The organism is Mesorhizobium sp. M0910 (genome assembly GCF_040319465.1).
Classification (GTDB): Bacteria; Pseudomonadota; Alphaproteobacteria; order Rhizobiales; family Rhizobiaceae; genus Mesorhizobium.
Genome location: NZ_JAMYNZ010000015.1, coordinates 81,406 through 97,635 on the forward strand (window position 1 = coordinate 81,406; position 16,230 = coordinate 97,635).

Sequence of the window (16,230 nt, forward strand, 5' to 3'; positions counted from 1 at the left end):
GACCTGTACTCGCCCGGTAAGCTTGAGTTTCTAGAAGGCTGAATCGGGGAAGTAGTCTTCGTTGGCACTGGCCTGCGTGATGATCGTCGATGGCGGGTACGGGGACATCGGGACAGTCTCAGTCGAACGCCAACAACAAACGGTCGCGGGAATGCTCAATATGGCGACGCATCGCCTGCTCGGCAGCAGCAGGATCGGCCGCAGCGAAAGCGGCCAGAATGGCCTCATGCTCGTCAAGCGCCTCCTCGGTGACGCGCGAATGGAACATCAGGCGAAATATGTGGAAGTGGGTATGCTGGTGAGCCAGTGTCTCGCGCACGAGTTCGTTGTTGGCGAATTCCATGACCTTGTCATGGAAAATGGCATCCTGGCGGGCGAAGTTGGAATACCGCAGGCGCTCGTCCTTGCCCTCATGGCGCGCCATGACGCCGGCGGATTTCTGAAGTTGTGCGAGCTTTACCTCATCCATGAGCACCGCTGCCTTTGCTGCACCATGAGGCTCCAGCAGCAGGCGAAGCTCGTAGAGTTCGTCGAACCGCCGTTTCGTGATCTGCGGCGCAGCGCGGTAGCCGATCAGATGCGTCTTCAGCACCAGGCCTTCGCCCTCGAGCCGGCCGAGCGCCTCGCGGATCGGCGTATGGGAGACGTTGAATTCCTTGACCAGGCTGTCGACCGTGATGCGCGAGCCCGGCGCAATCTTCAGCGACATGAGTTGCGCAAAAATCGCTTCGTAGACGTCCTCAACCAGGCTGCTGGAGCGCTGGATACGCCCGCCGCCGAGGTTCGTATCGTCTGCATTGAGTAAGTTAATGGCCTGCATGTTTTGCCTCTTGACACATTGAGTTGCTAACACGATGCTCGGGCCAATGCAATCCTATATTATATACGATTTTATAGAGGATATCATTTGCCGCCGTTACGAGACGAAACAATGGCGCTAGCGGTGGCCCTGCGGGAGCAGCGTGCCGCGCCCGCAGCCTTTCCAGACATAGGATGCAGGTCATGAGCCTTTTCGCTGCCATAAGGCTGCCGCGCGAAATCCTCTTCGGGAAGGGCCAACGCCACGTCATTCCGGTTGTCGCGGCCAGGCTTGGGCGTCGCGCGCTCGTCTGCACCGATGAACGTTTTGCCGCAACGGGCTCGTTCGCAGAGATTATCGCGGCGCTGCGAGCCGCCGCGATAGATGTGCTGGTGCATGACCGAGTACTACCCGACGTTCCCCGAGACACGGTTGCCGTCTGCGTCGAGGAGGCGCGGAAGTTCGCGCCCGACATGGTGATCGGCATTGGCGGCGGCAGTTGTCTCGACATGGCCAAATGCGCCGCGTTGCTCATCAGCCACGGCGGTCAGCTCCAGGATTACTACGGCGAGTTCAAGGTGCCCGGTCCAACGCTGCCGTTGATCGCGGTGCCGACGACAGCTGGAACCGGCTCCGAAGTGACCCCGGTTGCCGTGATCTCGGATCCGGATCGCACACTGAAGGTCGGCATCTCCAGCCCTTATCTGATCGCGGCCGCAGCCATATGCGACCCTGAACTGACGATGACATGCCCGCCGGGATTGACGGCAATCGCAGGCGCCGATGCGCTGACGCATGCAATCGAGGCCTTCACCGCCGCCAGGCGCGGAACCGATCCCGGCCTTCCGCAGAAACATGTCTTTATCGGCAAAACCGCCTTGACCGATCATTTCGCCCTGCTGGCGATCAAGCTGCTTGGCCGAAGCCTTGAAACGGCATACCGCCGGCCCTCTGACGAGGACGCCCGGGCCGACGTGATGATGGGCGCACTTGCAGCCGGCTGCGCGTTTGGAACGGCCGGCACGGCGGCAGCGCACGCCGTACAATACCCGGTCGGCGCGATAACCCACACCGCTCACGGATTGGGTGTCGCCACCATGTTGCCGTATGTCATGAAGTACAACAGAACAGCCGCAGCGACCGAGATGGCTGAGATCGCCAGCGCGCTCTGCCTCGATGGAAAGGGCCGAACGCCGGACGAGTTGGCCGACGCGACCATTGGCGAGGTCAGTCGCCTGTTTGGGGCAATCGGGATCACCCCCTCGTTGGCCGAGCTAGGGCTGCCCGCCGACAAGCTCGATTGGACGGCGGAACAAGCGATCGGTATCGAGCGCCTCATCAAGAACAACCCACGGCCATTCGATTTGAGGTCCATGCGACGCCTGGTCCAGGCCGCCTTTGATGGCGACCTCGCCAGCTGCGCTGTGTAAACAATCGGGAATATCGAGATGAACACGTTTTCACAGGTTCTGTCGGATGATCAGGGCGTCAGCGACTTCCACACAATTTCGCACGGGCTCTATATTGACGGCCAATGGCGGCAGTCCGCCGATGGCAAGGTAATTCCGGTTATCGATCCCTCGACGGAAGCCATCATCGCTGCCGTACCCGATGCGACCTTGGAGGACGCGGCCGCCGCCGTTGCCGCCGCTGCCAAGGCAGCCCATGGCTGGCGGACAACGTCGCCGCGAAAGCGCTCCGAGATCCTCCGACGCTGCTTTGAACTGATGACTGAACGATCGGAAGCGCTGGCTACTCTCATCGCATTGGAAAATGGCAAGGCCCTGCGGGATGCCCGAGGCGAGATCGCTTACGCAGCGGAGTTTTTCCGTTGGAATGCCGAGGAGGCGGTTCGCATTACCGGTGAATTCGGTACTGCGCCCTCCGGCACCAACCGCATCGTGGTCGACTACGAACCGATCGGCATCTGCGTCCTGATCACGCCCTGGAATTTTCCTGCCGCAATGGCGACGCGCAAGATCGCGCCGGCACTTGCCGCTGGATGCACGGTGATCCTGAAGCCGGCCAGTGAGACCCCGCTTACCGCCTACGCGCTGGCTGCGCTCTACCAGGACGCAGGCGTTCCACCGGGGGTGGTCAACGTCCTGACAACTTCCAGTCCCGGGCCTTTGACAGCCGCCATGCTGGCCGATCCGCGAGTGCGCAAACTCTCCTTCACCGGCTCGACGGGTGTGGGTCGCGCTCTGCTGGCAGAAGCTGCCAGGCATGTGGTTTCGTGTTCGATGGAGCTCGGAGGCAATGCCCCTTTTATCGTGTTCGACGACGCCGATCTCGAAGCGGCGCTCGATGGCGCAATGGTGGCCAAGATGCGCAACGCCGGCGAGGCCTGCACCGCCGCGAACCGCCTCTACGTGCAATCCGGCATCTACGAAGCCTTTTCGGATGGCCTCGAGAAGCGGATGTCGTCGCTCAAGGTCGGCCCCGGCACTGATCCGGACACGGAATGCGGGCCAATGATTACGAAAAAGGCGGTCGAGAAGATAGACCGCCTTGTCACCGACGCGGTCGCACGCGGCGCGCGGGTCATGTGCGGCGGCTCAGTCCTGCCCGGACGTGGCTTCTTCTACCCTCCGACAGTGCTTCGCGACGTGCCAGGCGACGCAAAGATGGCGCATGAGGAGATATTCGGGCCGGTGGCGCCAATCTCCAGCTTCGAAACCGAGGCCGAGGTCATCGCGCGCGCCAATGACACTGAATATGGGCTTGCTGCCTACATCTACACGCGCGATCTGGCGGGCGGGATGCGGGTGGCCTCCCGGATCGAGGCCGGGATGATTGCTCTCAACCGCGGGCTGATGTCCGATCCGGCTGCCCCCTTCGGCGGCGTCAAGCAGAGCGGGCTCGGCCGCGAGGGAGGGCAGCATCACGGCATTGCGGAATTCATGGAGGCGAAATACCTCGCCATCAGCATGTGAGCAGAAGAATGCAAGGCGACCCCTTTCGCATCCGCGACCACGTCGCGGAATTTGACGAAATCGTGCAGGACTTCGTTGATCGCAGCAAGGCCGCCCGCGCCACTATTGCGATGACCGCGGACGTGGCCTACGGACCGGATCCGACCGAAACCATGGACCTGTTCTTCCCCGCAGGCAAAAGAACGGCCCTGCCAGTGCACGTCTTTGTCCACGGCGGCTACTGGAGAATGTTCTCCAAGCGCGATTATTCATATATGGCGACGACGATTACCCAGGCCGGGGCCATTGCCGTCATCCTTGATTACGCTCTGATGCCCAAGGTCAGAATGGCGAGGATCGTCGACCAGGTGCGCCGCGCCAAGCAGTGGGTCCTGGCCAACATCGCCGATCATGGTGGAAACCCGATGGCCCTGACTGTCAGTGGTCATTCGGCAGGAGCACATCTTGCAACGTTTCTGTTCGAGGGAGAGCATACCCCCTCGAATGTGAGGGCAGCCCTTCTGTTGAGCGGGCTCTATGATTTGAAGCCGCTCCAGGATTCCTTTCTCGCCAACGAGATTGGAATCACCGACGAGGAAGTCGCCATGTTCACACCTCTCGCTTGTCGGCATGATCCTCAAACCAAGACGGCGGTTCTGGTCGGAGCCAATGAGACGCCACCCTTCCATCAGCAAGCCGATCGATTCAAAGCAAGCTTGCTGCGGCAGGGATCGCTAGTAACGTCGCATGTGCTCCCGAACCGCAACCACATGGACAGTGTCAGAGATCTTGGCGTGCCGGGGACTGAGGCTGCCGATTGCCTGGCAAAACTGATCGCCAAGGCCTGCTGACTAACTCGGGTTCTCGGGGCGGTTTGTTTTGCGCCACTCCTCGTACTCCCCGCGGGCATCGTCATGCAACGGATAGTAGCGTTGCAACGGCCCGCCCTCCATGAGCTTCGCTCGCGAGAACTCCTCCCAATCGTGATGCTTCTGTGATTCTTCGATCACCTTCGGGGCCATTACGACGGGAAGCACTACCACGCCGTCGTCGTCGGCGACGATGATGTCGCCGGGGATCACCGTGACACCGCCGCAGGCAATCGGGACGTTGACGGCATTGGGATAGATGCTGGTCTGCACATGATAGTTTGGCGTCCAGCCGCGCAGCCAAAGGGGCAGGTCGAGCTTTTCGACATTGGGCCGGTCGCGCATGCATCCGTCGATGACGATACCCGCCCCACCCCTGCCCTTGAAATAGGTCGACATCATATCGCCGAAGACGCCTGAGCTCATGTCGCCGCGCGCGTCGACCACGACCACATCGCCCTCCTGCGCGTGATAGAGCACGTGCCGGTGCAGTTGCGTCTCCGGATCGGCATATTCTCCCTCGGTGAAGAGGTCCGGCCGCTGCGGCAGGAACTGCAGCGTCAACGCCGGCCCGACGATCGATTTCCCGTGGTTTTGCGCCACCGGACCGACCATGTGCGGATTGCGGAAGCCCATGTGGCCAAGCGTGCCGGCCACCGTCGCGGCGCCGATCTCCCTTAGCGCGTCTATCAGGTCTTTAGGCGGCCGCATGATGTCGGAAGGATGCGTCATTGTGGACTCCGATTGAATAGAACTACCAGTTCGTAACAGAACCGTCGCGGCGCCTAAGGTGAGGCGCTTCCCAGAAACGCAGACTTTGCGCCTGGACCGCAACTTCGTTGACCTCGACGCCGAGCCCCGGCAGATCGCCGACCGGGTAATCGGTCCCGTCGAGCCGTGGTTGCACGGGGAAGAAGTCGGAATTGTCGAAGCCCAGCTTCGTTTCGGGCGCCCTGGTCTCGAGCCACGCGAAGTTGGGTACCGCTGCAGCGAGATGCACGGTCGCGGCCGTGCACACTGGACCAAGCGGATTGTGCGGCATCAGGTCCACATAATGCGCCTCGCTCCAGCCAGCGATTTTCATCGCCTCGGTGAGCCCGCCGACATTGCAGACGTCGATCCGGTTGAACTGATGGATGCCGCGCTCGATGTAGGGCAGGAACTGCCACTTGCTGGCAAATTCCTCGCCTATGGCAAAGGGGATGTCGGTCATCGTGCGCAGTGATTCATAGGCCTCCGGCGTCTCGGCCCGTATCGGCTCCTCGAGGAAATCAAGCACGCCGCGGCCGAGCTTGTTGCAGAAGCTCGCCGCCTCTGCCACCGACAGCCGATGATGATAGTCGAGGCCGAGGACCACGTCGCCGCCCAGCGCCTCGCGCGCCTTGTTCAGCATACTCGCGGTAGCGCCGATCGACTCGCGCGGCTCGAAGATGTCCTTGCTGTTTTGCCCGAAAGGGAAGAAGCGGATTGCCTGCCACCCCTGTGCGCGAAGCTCGCGCGCCCGTTCGATGGCAACATCGCCTTCGGCCTCGTCGCCGGTCGAGGCGAAGGTGGGGATGCGGTCGCGCTGCTTGCCGCCCAGCAGCTCATAGACCGGCACGCCCAGCGCCTTGCCCTTGATGTCGTGAAGGGCGATGTCGATGGCGGAAATCGCCGCCTGAAGGACTCGCCCGCCTTCGAAGTACTGGCTGCGATAAACCTCCTGCCAGATCCGTCCGATCTGCATCGGGTCGCGGCCGATGAGAAACTCGCGATAGTGCTCGACCGCGCCGGCCACGGCCCTCTCGCGACCGCTCAAGCCGCTCTCGCCCCAGCCGAAGATGCCTTGGTCGGTCTCGATCTTGACGAGCATCTGATTGCGGGTTCCTACCCACACCGGATAGGGCTTGATCGCGGTGATCTTAAGCTTCTCAGTCATCCACGCCCACGTTTCACGCGCATTCGCGCTATCTCAGTTGGCCTTGAGGGCCATTTCAGTTTCGCCGTCGAACAGATGCATCCGCTCCTGGTCGAACTCGAGCCAGATCTGCTCGTCGGGCGCGACGGCAATGTTCGGCGGCACGCTGACGTTGACGATGGCGCCGGACAGGAACGCCTGCACGAAGGTGTCGTCTCCGGTCGGCTCCACCGTGTAAGCCTTGGCCGGGACGCTGCCTGGCACGGCACTCTTGTGAAGCTTGATCGTCGAGTGGCGTGCGCCGAGCACGACTTTCCTGGTCGTCGCTTTCGCCACCTTCTGGGCATTGCGCGCTGAGAGCTCAAGGCGCCAGCCCTCGGCGCCGGTCAGCACCGTGTTGCCGTTTGCCATCGAGGCCTCTAGCGGAATAAGGCTCATCGCCGGGCTGCCGATGAAGCTGGCCACGAACATGTTCACCGGATGGGCAAAGACCTGCGCCGGTGAATCGTATTGCTGCAGGTAGCCGCCATTCATCACCGCCATCTTGTCAGCCATGGTCACGGCTTCGAGCTGGTCGTGCGTCACATAGATAATCGTCGCCTTGAGGTCCTGGTGGAAACGCTTGATCTCCGACCGCATCTGCACGCGCAGTTTGGCATCGAGGTTAGACAGTGGCTCGTCCATGAGGAACACCGCGGGGTCGCGAACGAGGGCACGGCCAAGGGCCACACGCTGCTGCTGTCCGCCCGAAAGTTCGCGCGGCTTGCGCTCGAGCAGATGCGTCATGTCGAGCACTCGCGCCGCTTCCTTGACCTTCTTGTCGATCTCGTCCCTGGGGAGTTTGCGCATCTGAAGCGGGAACGCCAGGTTCTTGTAGACTGATTTCTGCGGGTAGAGCGCGTAGTTCTGGAACACCATTGCGATGTCCCGGTCCTTGGGGTCGAGGTCGTTGACCACCCGCTCGCCGATGATGATGTCGCCCGATGTAATCGGGGTCAGCCCGGCGACGAGATTGAGCGTGGTTGTCTTGCCGCAGCCTGAAGGGCCGACGAGCGCAACGAACTCGCCGTCATTGACCGTCAGTGAGACGTGGTTGACAGCTTTGAAGCTGCCATAGCTCTTGACGAGATCTTGGAGGACCACGTGGGCCATCGGCAACTCCCTAGTGCTTGACCGCGCCTTCTGTAAGGGCACGTACAAAGTATCGTTGCAGGACCAGGAACAGCACCACGACGGGCACGCTCATCATGAAGCTCGCCGCCATCAGGCCCGGAAAGTCCGTCGTATTTTCCGAGAAGAAGCGTTGGATGCCGACCGGCAGCGTCAACTGCTCGTTCTTGGAGAGGAAGGTGTAGGCGTAGATGTACTCGTTCCACGCGCCGATGAAGGAATAGATTGCGGTGGCGATGATCCCCGGCGTCGAGAGCGGCATCACGATCATGATGAAGGCCTGGAACCGTGTGGCGCCATCAATGCGCGCCGCCTGCTCAAGCTGCACCGGGATGTTGTCGTAAAAGCCCTTGAGCAGCCAGATCGCCAGCGGCAGGCCGAAGGTGAGATAGGTGAGGATCAGCGAGCCGTGCGTGTTTATCAGACCGATGGCGCGCATCAGGATGAAGAGCGGTACGAGAAAGATCACCGCCGGGAACATATTGCGCAGCAGCACGGCAAAGAACAGGAAATTCCGGCCGGGGAAACTGAAGCGCGAAAACGCGTAGGCCGCAGGGACAGCCACGATCACAGAAAGAATTGTCGTGACGGTCGACACGAAAAGGCTGTTCCAGAAGAAGCGGAGGAAGTCCTGGCCGACGCTGTTCTGCGGATCGAGCAGTTTCTGGTAGCTGGCGAGGGTAGGTTCGTCCGGCCACCATTGCGGCGGGAATTGTGTCGCCGCGAATCCGGACTTGATCGAGGTGATCAGCATCCAGATCATCGGCAACGCGGTATAAAGCAGCATGAACACGAGGAATATGCGCCCGGCCCACCGCCATCCGTCGACGCGCATGCGGCGACGGGCCTTGGCTCGAGGGGCTGTCTCGGCAATCGTGCTCATTGGCTCCCCTCTTTCCGCTCGTTGCCGCTTAACGCACGGACGTAGAAGTAGCCCAGCGTCATCAGTGTGAGGAACAGGAGCACCGAATAGGCCGATGCCACGCCCCAGCGCTGCCGTCCGAAGGCGAGCTCATAAATGTGGGTTATCCAGATATGCGATGCGTTCGACGGCCCGCCGCCGGTCATGATCCAGGGGATGATGAAGGAATTGAAGTTGGCCACCGCGAGCAGCAGCATCGTCACCACCGAGACGTTGCGCAAGTGCGGGAAGGTGACGTGCCAAAAGCGCTGCCATGCATTGGCACCGTCGACTTTTGCGGCGCGCAGCAACTGGTCGGGGACTGTCTGCAGGCCGGCCATCATCATGATCATGGCGAACGGAAACTCGCGCCAAATATTGACGACGATCAGGGAGGGCAGCACCGTGCTGACATTGTCGATGAAATTCGGCGGCTGGTCGGCCAATCCGAGGCCAACCAGCACCGCGCCGATGATTCCGAAGTCCGAATGGTAGATCCACTTCCAGATGTAGGAGGCGGCGACGGCACTGATGACCCAAGGGATGATCAGGACAGCGCGCAAGACGCCACGGCCGATGAAGTCGCGGTGGAGCGCCAGCGCTGTGGCAAACCCCAGGACAAAGGAGATGAAAGTTGACCCCAGTGTCCAGATCAGTGTGTTCCAGGTGACTTTCCAGAACACCTGACTGGTGAGGATGGTCGTGTAGTTGTCGAGGCCGATGAAGGTCTTATCGCGGAGCTGCAGGCCAGGCGGTGTCTTAAAGAACGACAGCTCGACCGTATAGTAGATCGGATAGGCGATGACGATGAGCATCACGGCGATCGCCGGGAGCACGTACGCGTAGTCCGCGCGATGCTGCCAGATCTTCCGCAGCGCGCCGGACCTGCCGGGTTGCACTCTTCGGCGAGCCTCGGCCTTGCCGGTTACGATCGTCACTGTGGGGTGCCCTTATTCTTCGGAACGAACCGGCTGGACCATCGACCCAGCCGGTCAGGCTTGCGCTAGAGTCCGCCCATCAGCTCTCTCACCCTCTTGGCTGCGTCGTCCGCTGCCTGGTCGACGGTCATCGCTCCGGTCAGGGCGTTCTGCAGCATGTCCGGGATGATGATGTTCATGATCTCGGGGGCCTGCGGCAGCGCTGGGAACGGGATGCCGTATGGCAGCATCGAGGTCGTGACATCGAGGAACTTGATGTTGTCCAGACGTTCCTTCATCCACTTGGTCTTAAAGCCGTTGAGGTTGCCCGGATTCGAGCCGGCGTACGCCATCTTCAGCGACCATTCAGGGCTCGTCCACATGCAGATGATGGCCTTTGCAGCCGGCTCATCTACCTTGCCGCCCTCGACATATTCGGGCTTCAGGATGTGAATGTTCGAGCCGCCGAACACGACGGCGCGCTTGCCGTCGGGACCGGTCGGGATCAGGCCGTAGCGCATGTTGTCGATGACCGTCTGCGCCTTGTCCTTGTCGGTGCCCGTCGCCTTTTTCTGCAGGTCGAGCATCACGTTATAGTCGGACGGGTGCGAGATCATCATGCCGAGCTGGCCGGCGACGAACAGGGGCTGATTATCGGCCTGCTGGTTGGTGAGTGCCGAAACCGGAACCGACTTGTCGCGAACATACATGTCGTAGGAGGCTTGCAGCGCTGCCTTGCTTTGCGGGCTATCGAGCTGGACCTGCTCATAGGTCGGGTTCGGCGTCGCTTCGTCGAAGACGCCGCCGCCATAGGCCCACAGCTGTGGCATGAAGCGGTACGGCGTATTGCCGGCATTCTTGCGAGCCACGAGGCCATACCCGGCAATGCCGAGCTTGTCGTGGATCTGCTTGGAATACTTGACCACGTCGTCCCACGTTGCCGGCGGCTTGTCCGGATCGAGGCCGGCACGCTTGAAGATGTCGGCGTTCCAGATGAACGCCATCGTCTCGTTGTTGGTCGGAATACCGTAGGTCACGCCCTCCCAGGTCACGGCCTTCATGGCGCCGGGCCAGAAGTCCTCGGTCGTATACCCCACATCCTCGGGCTTGAGCGGCTGCAGATAGCCCTTTGAGGCGAACTCGGTACCACCCAGGATTTGCAGGCGGACCGCCATCGGCGCGGCATTGCCCAGGAGCGCCGTGCGGAACTTGTCGAGAAGGTCGTTATAAGTGAGGGCTTGTTCCTCGAGCTGGATGTTCGGATAGGTCTTGCGGAAGGTCTCGAAGAAATCCTTGTAGTACTGGCGCAGGAGGTCGGGGTCGCCCTCGAACACGCCCTGATACCAGAAAGTCAGTCGCCCCTTGTAATCGAGCGGGGTGACCTTGGCGCAATCGGCGGCCGTGTCAAAATCCTGTGTGCCCGCAATCGAGCGCACATATTCCGGCGACCACTTGCTCAGGTCGACCGGCGGTGCACCCAGCGCCGATGTAGACGTCAGGGATGCGATCAAAGCAGTGGCGACAGTGCCGCGCAGGACGGCACTGCCGAGGGCAATTCTCGTCATAGGTATCCTCCCTGGTTCTCCCATGCCGCCCTAAAGCGGTCCTTGCTCGTTTCGATCGCGAGGATGCTTCTTTCAGATCAGTGTATCCGCTCGATCGCTTGGTACGTTTTCAGATCATGGATTGCCTGTCAACGCGCAGAATCGTACATTGTTTGCGGAAGCCGTGTGTGATATCGGGCAAGGTATGTATTAAAACGGGGAGCCGGCCTTGGCCGAAACAAGCGATTTCAAAGCGATGCCACCGGTGGGGACCGATCCCATCGGAGCCTCGAGCGAGGGCGCCTCGCTTTATGAATTGATCCGGGAAGACATCATCGAGGGACGGCTCGCCCCCAACGAACGGCTTGTCGTCACCGATCTCGCCCGGCGTCACGGCACTTCGACCAATCCTGTGCGCGAAGCCCTGCAACTGTTGCGCGGCGAAGGGTTTGTCACCTTTGTCGCCAACCGCGGGGCGCGCGTCCGACCCATAGATCAGGATTTTGTCCGGGATATCTACGAGATCGGTGTTCTGATCGAGCCAGCCCTGACACGATGGTTTGTGAACATGGCTACCAGCGAGGACATCGCCGAACTCGAACGTCTCCAGGGCCTGATCGAAGAGAACAACTTCGCCGACACATTCAGGCATAGTGAGCTGGATACCGCTTTCCACACCGTGATGTACCAACGGCACTACAACCGCCACGCCGCCGAGCTTTGGTGGAAGCATCGCGAAGTGCTGCGAGCCGTGAGCCGTCGTTTCAATTTCACGCTGGCGCGACGTGCCGCGATCATGCGCGAGCACCGCGAACTCATCGCGCTTGTCAAGGCGGGAGAGGCCGACAAGGCGGCCGAACTCGTTTCCCGCCATGTCGAGGGTTCGGGCAGGCATATTCTGGAACAGATGCGAGCGCGCAACGCGGCTCGGGCCGGATAGAATGTCCAGTCCAAAACCATCGTTAGCTGACTATTTTCAGGCAAAGGTAGTTGAGATGAAAATCACGAGCATTCGGCCGTGGCTGATCAAGTCCGATGCTTCTTACTGGGGAGAGTTCCTGTTCGTCGAAGTGACGACCGACGAGGGAGTGAGTGGCTGGGGAGAGATCACCACCACGACAAGGCTCGCCAACCGCGCTCTCTGCACGATCCTGCGGCAGATCGGCGTCGCCGTGACAGGCGAGGATCCGGCGCGCATCGAGCATCTCTGGCACAAGATCTTCCGCAGCTTCACCTACATGGGAAGCCGCGGCGCCGCCGTCGAATGCGTGAGCGCTATCGACATAGCCCTCTGGGACATCAGGGGCAAAGTCCTCGGCAAGCCGATTTACGAGCTGCTGGGCGGGCCGGTACGCGATGAGATCGCGCTCTACACCCATCCCAACCAGGCCAAATTCACCAGCAAGGAGGCTGTGGTCCGCGAAATTCTAGACATTGTCGAGTCCGGACACACTGCGCTCAAGTTCGATCCCTACCCCCACCAGGGCCGCAGCGCCGATGGCCTGCCCCGCGAACAGCGGGACGGCTACCTCGACGGCAGCATGACCCGCAAGGACGAGCGCGAAGCCGCCGAGCTCACGGCTCTGATCCGCGAAACGGCAGGACCCGATATCGACATTCTCATCGATGCGCATGGCCGCTTCGACGTCCCCACCGCCATTCGCCTCTGTCGGAGTCTCGAAGAGGCCGGCCAGATCGACTGGTTTGAGGAGCCCTGCCCGCCCGAGAGCCTTAACGCCCTCAAGCAGGTGCGTGAGAAGGTCAATACCGCTATCTCATGGGGCGAGCGCGGCCACACGAAATGGGATTTCGTGCCGGTACTTGAGAACAGGCTCGCCGACTACATCATGCCCGACGTTACCTGGACCGGCGGCATTACCGAACTCAAGAAAATTTCTGCGCTGTGCGAAGCCTACTACGTGCCGGTCTCGCCACATGACGCCGCGGGACCAATCAACGTGGTTGCGGGAGCGCAGGTGATGATGACTGTTCCCAACTTCTACAAACTCGAAACGTCGGAGTGGAACCTGGGCAAATACGATCACCTGATCGACAGACCACTCGACATTTCGAACGGCAGCCTCAAGCTGACGTCGAAGCCTGGTCTCGGCATTGAGATGGACCGCGACTACCTGCAGGCCCACGAGATCGAGCTGGGCTAGCAACACTCTGTGCCGGCGCAGGGTGCGGGGCGACAAGCCGAAACGAGGATAAGTCATGGCAAAGACAGCTGGCGCCGACGAAGCGCTCAATCGGGTGAACGCGAACTCCAAGCCATCCCAGCTTCGCATCACCGACATGCGGATAGCCGAAATCGTCGGCGCGCCGTTCACCTCAACCCTGCTCAAGATTTACACCAACCAGGGCATCGTCGGGCTTGGCGAGGTGCGCGACGGCGCCAGCGCCACCTACGCGCTGATGCTGAAGAGCCGGCTGCTTGGCGAGAACCCTTGTGACATCGACCGCCTGTTTCGCCGGATCAAGCAGTTTGGTGGGCACGGCCGGCAAGGCGGCGGCGTCTCGGCGGTCGAAATTGCGTTGTGGGATCTCGCCGGCAAGGCCTACGGCGTGCCCGTCTACCAGATGCTCGGCGGCCGGTTTCGGGAGAAGGTGCGCGTCTATTGCGACACCGACGCTACCGTGCCGAGCGGCACCGAGACCGGCAAGCGCCTCAAGCAGCGCATGGCGCTCGGCTTCACCTTCCTCAAGATGGATCTGGGGCTGATGCAGATCGCGGATGTACCCGGTGCGGTCGTGTCCCCTGCCGGCTCACTTGAAGGGTACCGCGTCCATCCCGGCCGCGGCCCCGTCAAGACCCTTGAGGAGCGACGCGCCCGCAATGCCGCCTACGATTTGCACAACGTCCCCCATCCGTTTACCGGCCTCCACTTTTCCGACAAGGGCCTCGACCTGCTTGAGCAGTACATTGCCGAGGTTCGCGATGTGATCGGCATGGATATTCCGCTCGCCATTGACCATGTCGGCCACATCTCGCTGCAGAACGGAATTCGGCTCGCCAGGCGGATTGAAAAATACGTGCCGGCCTGGCTCGAGGATGTGATCCCATGGCAGTACACCGAGCAGTACCGGCAACTGCAGGCCGCGACCACGGTGCCGATCTGCACGGGCGAGGACATTTACCTCAAGGAGGGTTTCGAACCTTTGCTCAAGACTGGCGGTGTCTCGGTCGTCCACCCGGACCTGCTCACCAGCGGAGGCATCCTCGAGACCAAGAAGACCGGCGACATGGCCCAGGACCACGGCGTCGCGATGGCCATCCATATGGCCGAAAGTCCCATCGCCGCAATGGCGGCGGCACATGTGGCGACCGCGACCGAAAACTTCATGGCGCTCGAATACCACTCTGCCGATGTCGACTGGTGGGACGATATCGTCACCGGCGTTCCCAGGCCGCTCGTGAAGGACGGCTTTGTCACTGTTCCGGACAAACCTGGCCTGGGGATTGACGACGTCGTCGACGAGGTAATCTCGCAGCATCTGCAGCCAGGTGTCACCGGCATCTGGCAGCCCACGGATCACTGGGATAACGAGTATTCCTGGGACCGCACCTGGAGCTGAGGCGAAAAGAACCGAAGATGAAGATCACCGACCTCCGCTGCGCCGTCATCGGCAAACATCCCATCGTCCGCATCGTTACCGACGAGGGCCTCTATGGCCTTGGCGAAGTCGAGTTTACCAAGACCTACCTCAAACCCTGGGTGCTGCATTTCCGCGAGGCGCTGATCGGCGAGGACCCGACCGACGTCGAGCGGGTGATGCTGAAGATCCGCCAACGCGGCTCTTTCAAGCCCTATGGCGCGGCGGTAAGCGCTATCGAGCATGCGCTGTGGGACATAGCCGGCAAGGCCGCAGGCGTGCCGGCCTACAAACTGCTCGGCGGCAAGGTGCGCGACAAGGTGCGCGTCTATAACGGCTCGATCCGCCAAAAGCGAACGGGGGACCGGCCGGAGGATTACGCCGCTGACGTGAAATGGATGATGGAGCAGCCGCAGAACTTCTTCATGATCAAGCAAGGGATCTCGTTCCACTCCAACATGAAGGACACCGTCGAGGGCTTCCATTACGGCGTGACGCAGAAGAAGGCTGGCTATCACGGTGCCATGGATCAGGGCGTGATCAGCGAGCGCGGTTTCAACCACATGCTCGACTGCGTGATCGCGATGAAGGAAGTGATGGGCGACAAGGTCAGCCTGGCGCTCGACTGCGGCCCTGGCTGGATGCTGCCCGATGCGATCAAGTTCGCTCGCGCGGTCGAGAAGTACAATTTGATGTGGCTCGAGGACATGCTGACCGGCGACTATGTGCCGTGGGTCAATCCGCAGGCCTATCGGGAGCTGACCACCTCCACCTCGACGCCAATTCATACCGGCGAGCAGATCTATCTGCGGCACAATTTCAAGGAGCTGATCGAAACTCAGGCGGTGCGCGTCATCGGTCCCGATCCGGCCGATATTGGCGGCATTGCCGAGCTCAAATGGGTCGCCGAGCACGCCTATATGCACTCGATCCTGATGGCACCGCACGGCACCGCGAACGGCCTTCTAGGCCTCGGCGCGCTGATCAATGTCTGCGCCACCCTGCCCGCCAACTACATCGCGTTTGAATACCCGAGCGCCTCCGACCCGTGGTGGGAGGACCTCGTAATCGGCCTGCCGTCGCAGATCGTGAAGGACAGCATGGTGGACCTGCTGGAAGCGCCGGGGCTGGGCCTCGACATCGACGCCGAAGCAGCCAGGAAGCATCTCCGGGAAGAGGATGCGGGCTTCTTCGACTGAACCATGTTCTTGCGCCACCCTGCACCGCGCGGACCGCTTCACGCAGCCTGTCATCCGGAATGACCGTTTCGGGGCCCGATAGCGGAATGGCGGCTTTAACGTTTGAAGACCGATTGCAGACGTTCAGCCCGACGGCACCAAAGTTGCTCCTAGGTCTAGCCGCTCCCCGTCTCAATGGCATCCCGGATCGCCCGGTGGATCTGCGTCGCCAGTCGCGGGTGGCGGAGCAGCCACAGGGTGGACATTTCAGCCCACATGGAAAATGATCATCTTGCCATGCACAACACTGCAGTGCTCTGATTTCGACGAGTAGCCTGAACGTAGAAGCGGATCAACCGGCCTCCGGGTCCAGCGAGCGGGGACGCAAATGGACACCCTAGAGAATGGGCAATTGCATGGCGACGCGGGCGGGCGACCCCGTC

Annotated in this window: 14 protein-coding genes; 7 read left to right on the forward strand and 7 right to left on the reverse strand. The window is 61.2% G+C overall.

Annotation, left to right across the window (positions count from 1 at the left end):
* Window positions 1-118: 118 nt before the first annotated feature.
* Entirely contained in the window at window positions 119-820 is a 702-nt protein-coding gene (locus tag NKH78_RS28235; RefSeq protein WP_352739437.1) for a GntR family transcriptional regulator, read from the reverse strand.
* Between the two features lie 182 nt (window positions 821-1,002).
* Here NKH78_RS28235 and NKH78_RS28240 point away from each other — a divergent pair, with 182 nt between their 5' ends.
* The 3 genes from NKH78_RS28240 to NKH78_RS28250 are packed head-to-tail and all read left to right on the forward strand — an operon-like array spanning window position 1,003 to window position 4,565.
* Entirely contained in the window at window positions 1,003-2,229 is a 1,227-nt protein-coding gene (locus NKH78_RS28240) for an iron-containing alcohol dehydrogenase (RefSeq protein WP_352884835.1), read from the forward strand.
* A gap of 18 nt (window positions 2,230-2,247) precedes the next feature.
* Window positions 2,248-3,735, forward strand: coding sequence for an NAD-dependent succinate-semialdehyde dehydrogenase (locus NKH78_RS28245; protein ID WP_352778848.1), 1,488 nt, complete (start codon window positions 2,248-2,250; stop codon window positions 3,733-3,735).
* Between the two features lie 8 nt (window positions 3,736-3,743).
* Window positions 3,744-4,565 carry an alpha/beta hydrolase gene (locus NKH78_RS28250; protein ID WP_352706352.1) on the forward strand — a complete coding sequence of 274 codons (822 nt, stop codon included), beginning with the start codon at window positions 3,744-3,746 and terminating at the stop codon, window positions 4,563-4,565.
* Here NKH78_RS28250 and NKH78_RS28255 read toward each other — a convergent pair whose 3' ends face one another.
* The 6 genes from NKH78_RS28255 to NKH78_RS28280 form a co-directional block, all read right to left on the reverse strand.
* A complete protein-coding gene (locus NKH78_RS28255; protein WP_352884836.1) occupies window positions 4,566-5,315 on the reverse strand; it encodes a ribonuclease activity regulator RraA in 750 nt (249 codons plus the stop codon). It lies immediately after the preceding gene.
* Window positions 5,316-5,337: 22 nt separating this feature from the next.
* A complete protein-coding gene (locus NKH78_RS28260; RefSeq protein WP_352509052.1) occupies window positions 5,338-6,501 on the reverse strand; it encodes a mandelate racemase/muconate lactonizing enzyme family protein in 1,164 nt (387 codons plus the stop codon).
* Between the two features lie 33 nt (window positions 6,502-6,534).
* Window positions 6,535-7,632 carry an ABC transporter ATP-binding protein gene (locus NKH78_RS28265; RefSeq protein WP_352884837.1) on the reverse strand — a complete coding sequence of 366 codons (1,098 nt, stop codon included), beginning with the start codon at window positions 7,630-7,632 and terminating at the stop codon, window positions 6,535-6,537.
* Window positions 7,633-7,642: 10 nt separating this feature from the next.
* Entirely contained in the window at window positions 7,643-8,533 is an 891-nt protein-coding gene (locus NKH78_RS28270) for a carbohydrate ABC transporter permease (protein ID WP_352808439.1), read from the reverse strand.
* A complete protein-coding gene (locus NKH78_RS28275) occupies window positions 8,530-9,489 on the reverse strand; it encodes a carbohydrate ABC transporter permease (RefSeq protein WP_352884839.1) in 960 nt (319 codons plus the stop codon). The genes NKH78_RS28270 and NKH78_RS28275 overlap by 4 nt, the downstream gene beginning before the upstream one ends.
* Window positions 9,490-9,554: 65 nt before the next feature.
* Window positions 9,555-11,033 (reverse strand): ABC transporter substrate-binding protein, encoded by a 1,479-nt coding sequence (locus NKH78_RS28280; RefSeq protein ID WP_352884840.1) that lies wholly within the window; start codon window positions 11,031-11,033, stop codon window positions 9,555-9,557.
* Between the two features lie 208 nt (window positions 11,034-11,241).
* Between NKH78_RS28280 and NKH78_RS28285 the strand changes: the two genes are divergently transcribed.
* From NKH78_RS28285 to NKH78_RS28300, 4 genes are read left to right on the forward strand one after another with little or no spacing between them, the layout of a single operon-like run.
* Window positions 11,242-11,952: a GntR family transcriptional regulator gene (locus NKH78_RS28285; protein WP_352739431.1), complete on the forward strand. Its 711-nt coding sequence runs from the start codon at window positions 11,242-11,244 to the stop codon at window positions 11,950-11,952.
* A gap of 55 nt (window positions 11,953-12,007) precedes the next feature.
* Entirely contained in the window at window positions 12,008-13,174 is a 1,167-nt protein-coding gene (locus NKH78_RS28290; protein WP_352706358.1) for a mandelate racemase/muconate lactonizing enzyme family protein, read from the forward strand.
* A gap of 55 nt (window positions 13,175-13,229) precedes the next feature.
* The gene (locus NKH78_RS28295; protein WP_352778850.1) at window positions 13,230-14,591 is read left to right on the forward strand and encodes a mandelate racemase/muconate lactonizing enzyme family protein; all 1,362 of its coding nucleotides are present in this window, start codon (window positions 13,230-13,232) and stop codon (window positions 14,589-14,591) included.
* Window positions 14,592-14,608: 17 nt separating this feature from the next.
* Window positions 14,609-15,808 (forward strand): mandelate racemase/muconate lactonizing enzyme family protein, encoded by a 1,200-nt coding sequence (locus tag NKH78_RS28300; protein ID WP_352778852.1) that lies wholly within the window; start codon window positions 14,609-14,611, stop codon window positions 15,806-15,808.
* The last annotated feature ends 422 nt before the right edge of the window (window positions 15,809-16,230 follow it).

Coding starts and splice junctions, on each gene's coding strand:
- NKH78_RS28265 (WP_352884837.1), bottom strand. CDS start 7,632: ATGGCCCACGTGGTCCTCCAAGATCTCGTCAAGAGCTATGGCAGCTTC.
- NKH78_RS28240 (WP_352884835.1), top strand. CDS start 1,003: ATGAGCCTTTTCGCTGCCATAAGGCTGCCGCGCGAAATCCTCTTCGGG.
- NKH78_RS28250 (WP_352706352.1), top strand. CDS start 3,744: ATGCAAGGCGACCCCTTTCGCATCCGCGACCACGTCGCGGAATTTGAC.
- NKH78_RS28245 (WP_352778848.1), top strand. CDS start 2,248: ATGAACACGTTTTCACAGGTTCTGTCGGATGATCAGGGCGTCAGCGAC.
- NKH78_RS28270 (WP_352808439.1), bottom strand. CDS start 8,533: ATGAGCACGATTGCCGAGACAGCCCCTCGAGCCAAGGCCCGTCGCCGC.
- NKH78_RS28295 (WP_352778850.1), top strand. CDS start 13,230: ATGGCAAAGACAGCTGGCGCCGACGAAGCGCTCAATCGGGTGAACGCG.
- NKH78_RS28280 (WP_352884840.1), bottom strand. CDS start 11,033: ATGACGAGAATTGCCCTCGGCAGTGCCGTCCTGCGCGGCACTGTCGCC.
- NKH78_RS28290 (WP_352706358.1), top strand. CDS start 12,008: ATGAAAATCACGAGCATTCGGCCGTGGCTGATCAAGTCCGATGCTTCT.
- NKH78_RS28235 (WP_352739437.1), bottom strand. CDS start 820: ATGCAGGCCATTAACTTACTCAATGCAGACGATACGAACCTCGGCGGC.
- NKH78_RS28255 (WP_352884836.1), bottom strand. CDS start 5,315: ATGACGCATCCTTCCGACATCATGCGGCCGCCTAAAGACCTGATAGAC.
- NKH78_RS28300 (WP_352778852.1), top strand. CDS start 14,609: ATGAAGATCACCGACCTCCGCTGCGCCGTCATCGGCAAACATCCCATC.
- NKH78_RS28260 (WP_352509052.1), bottom strand. CDS start 6,501: ATGACTGAGAAGCTTAAGATCACCGCGATCAAGCCCTATCCGGTGTGG.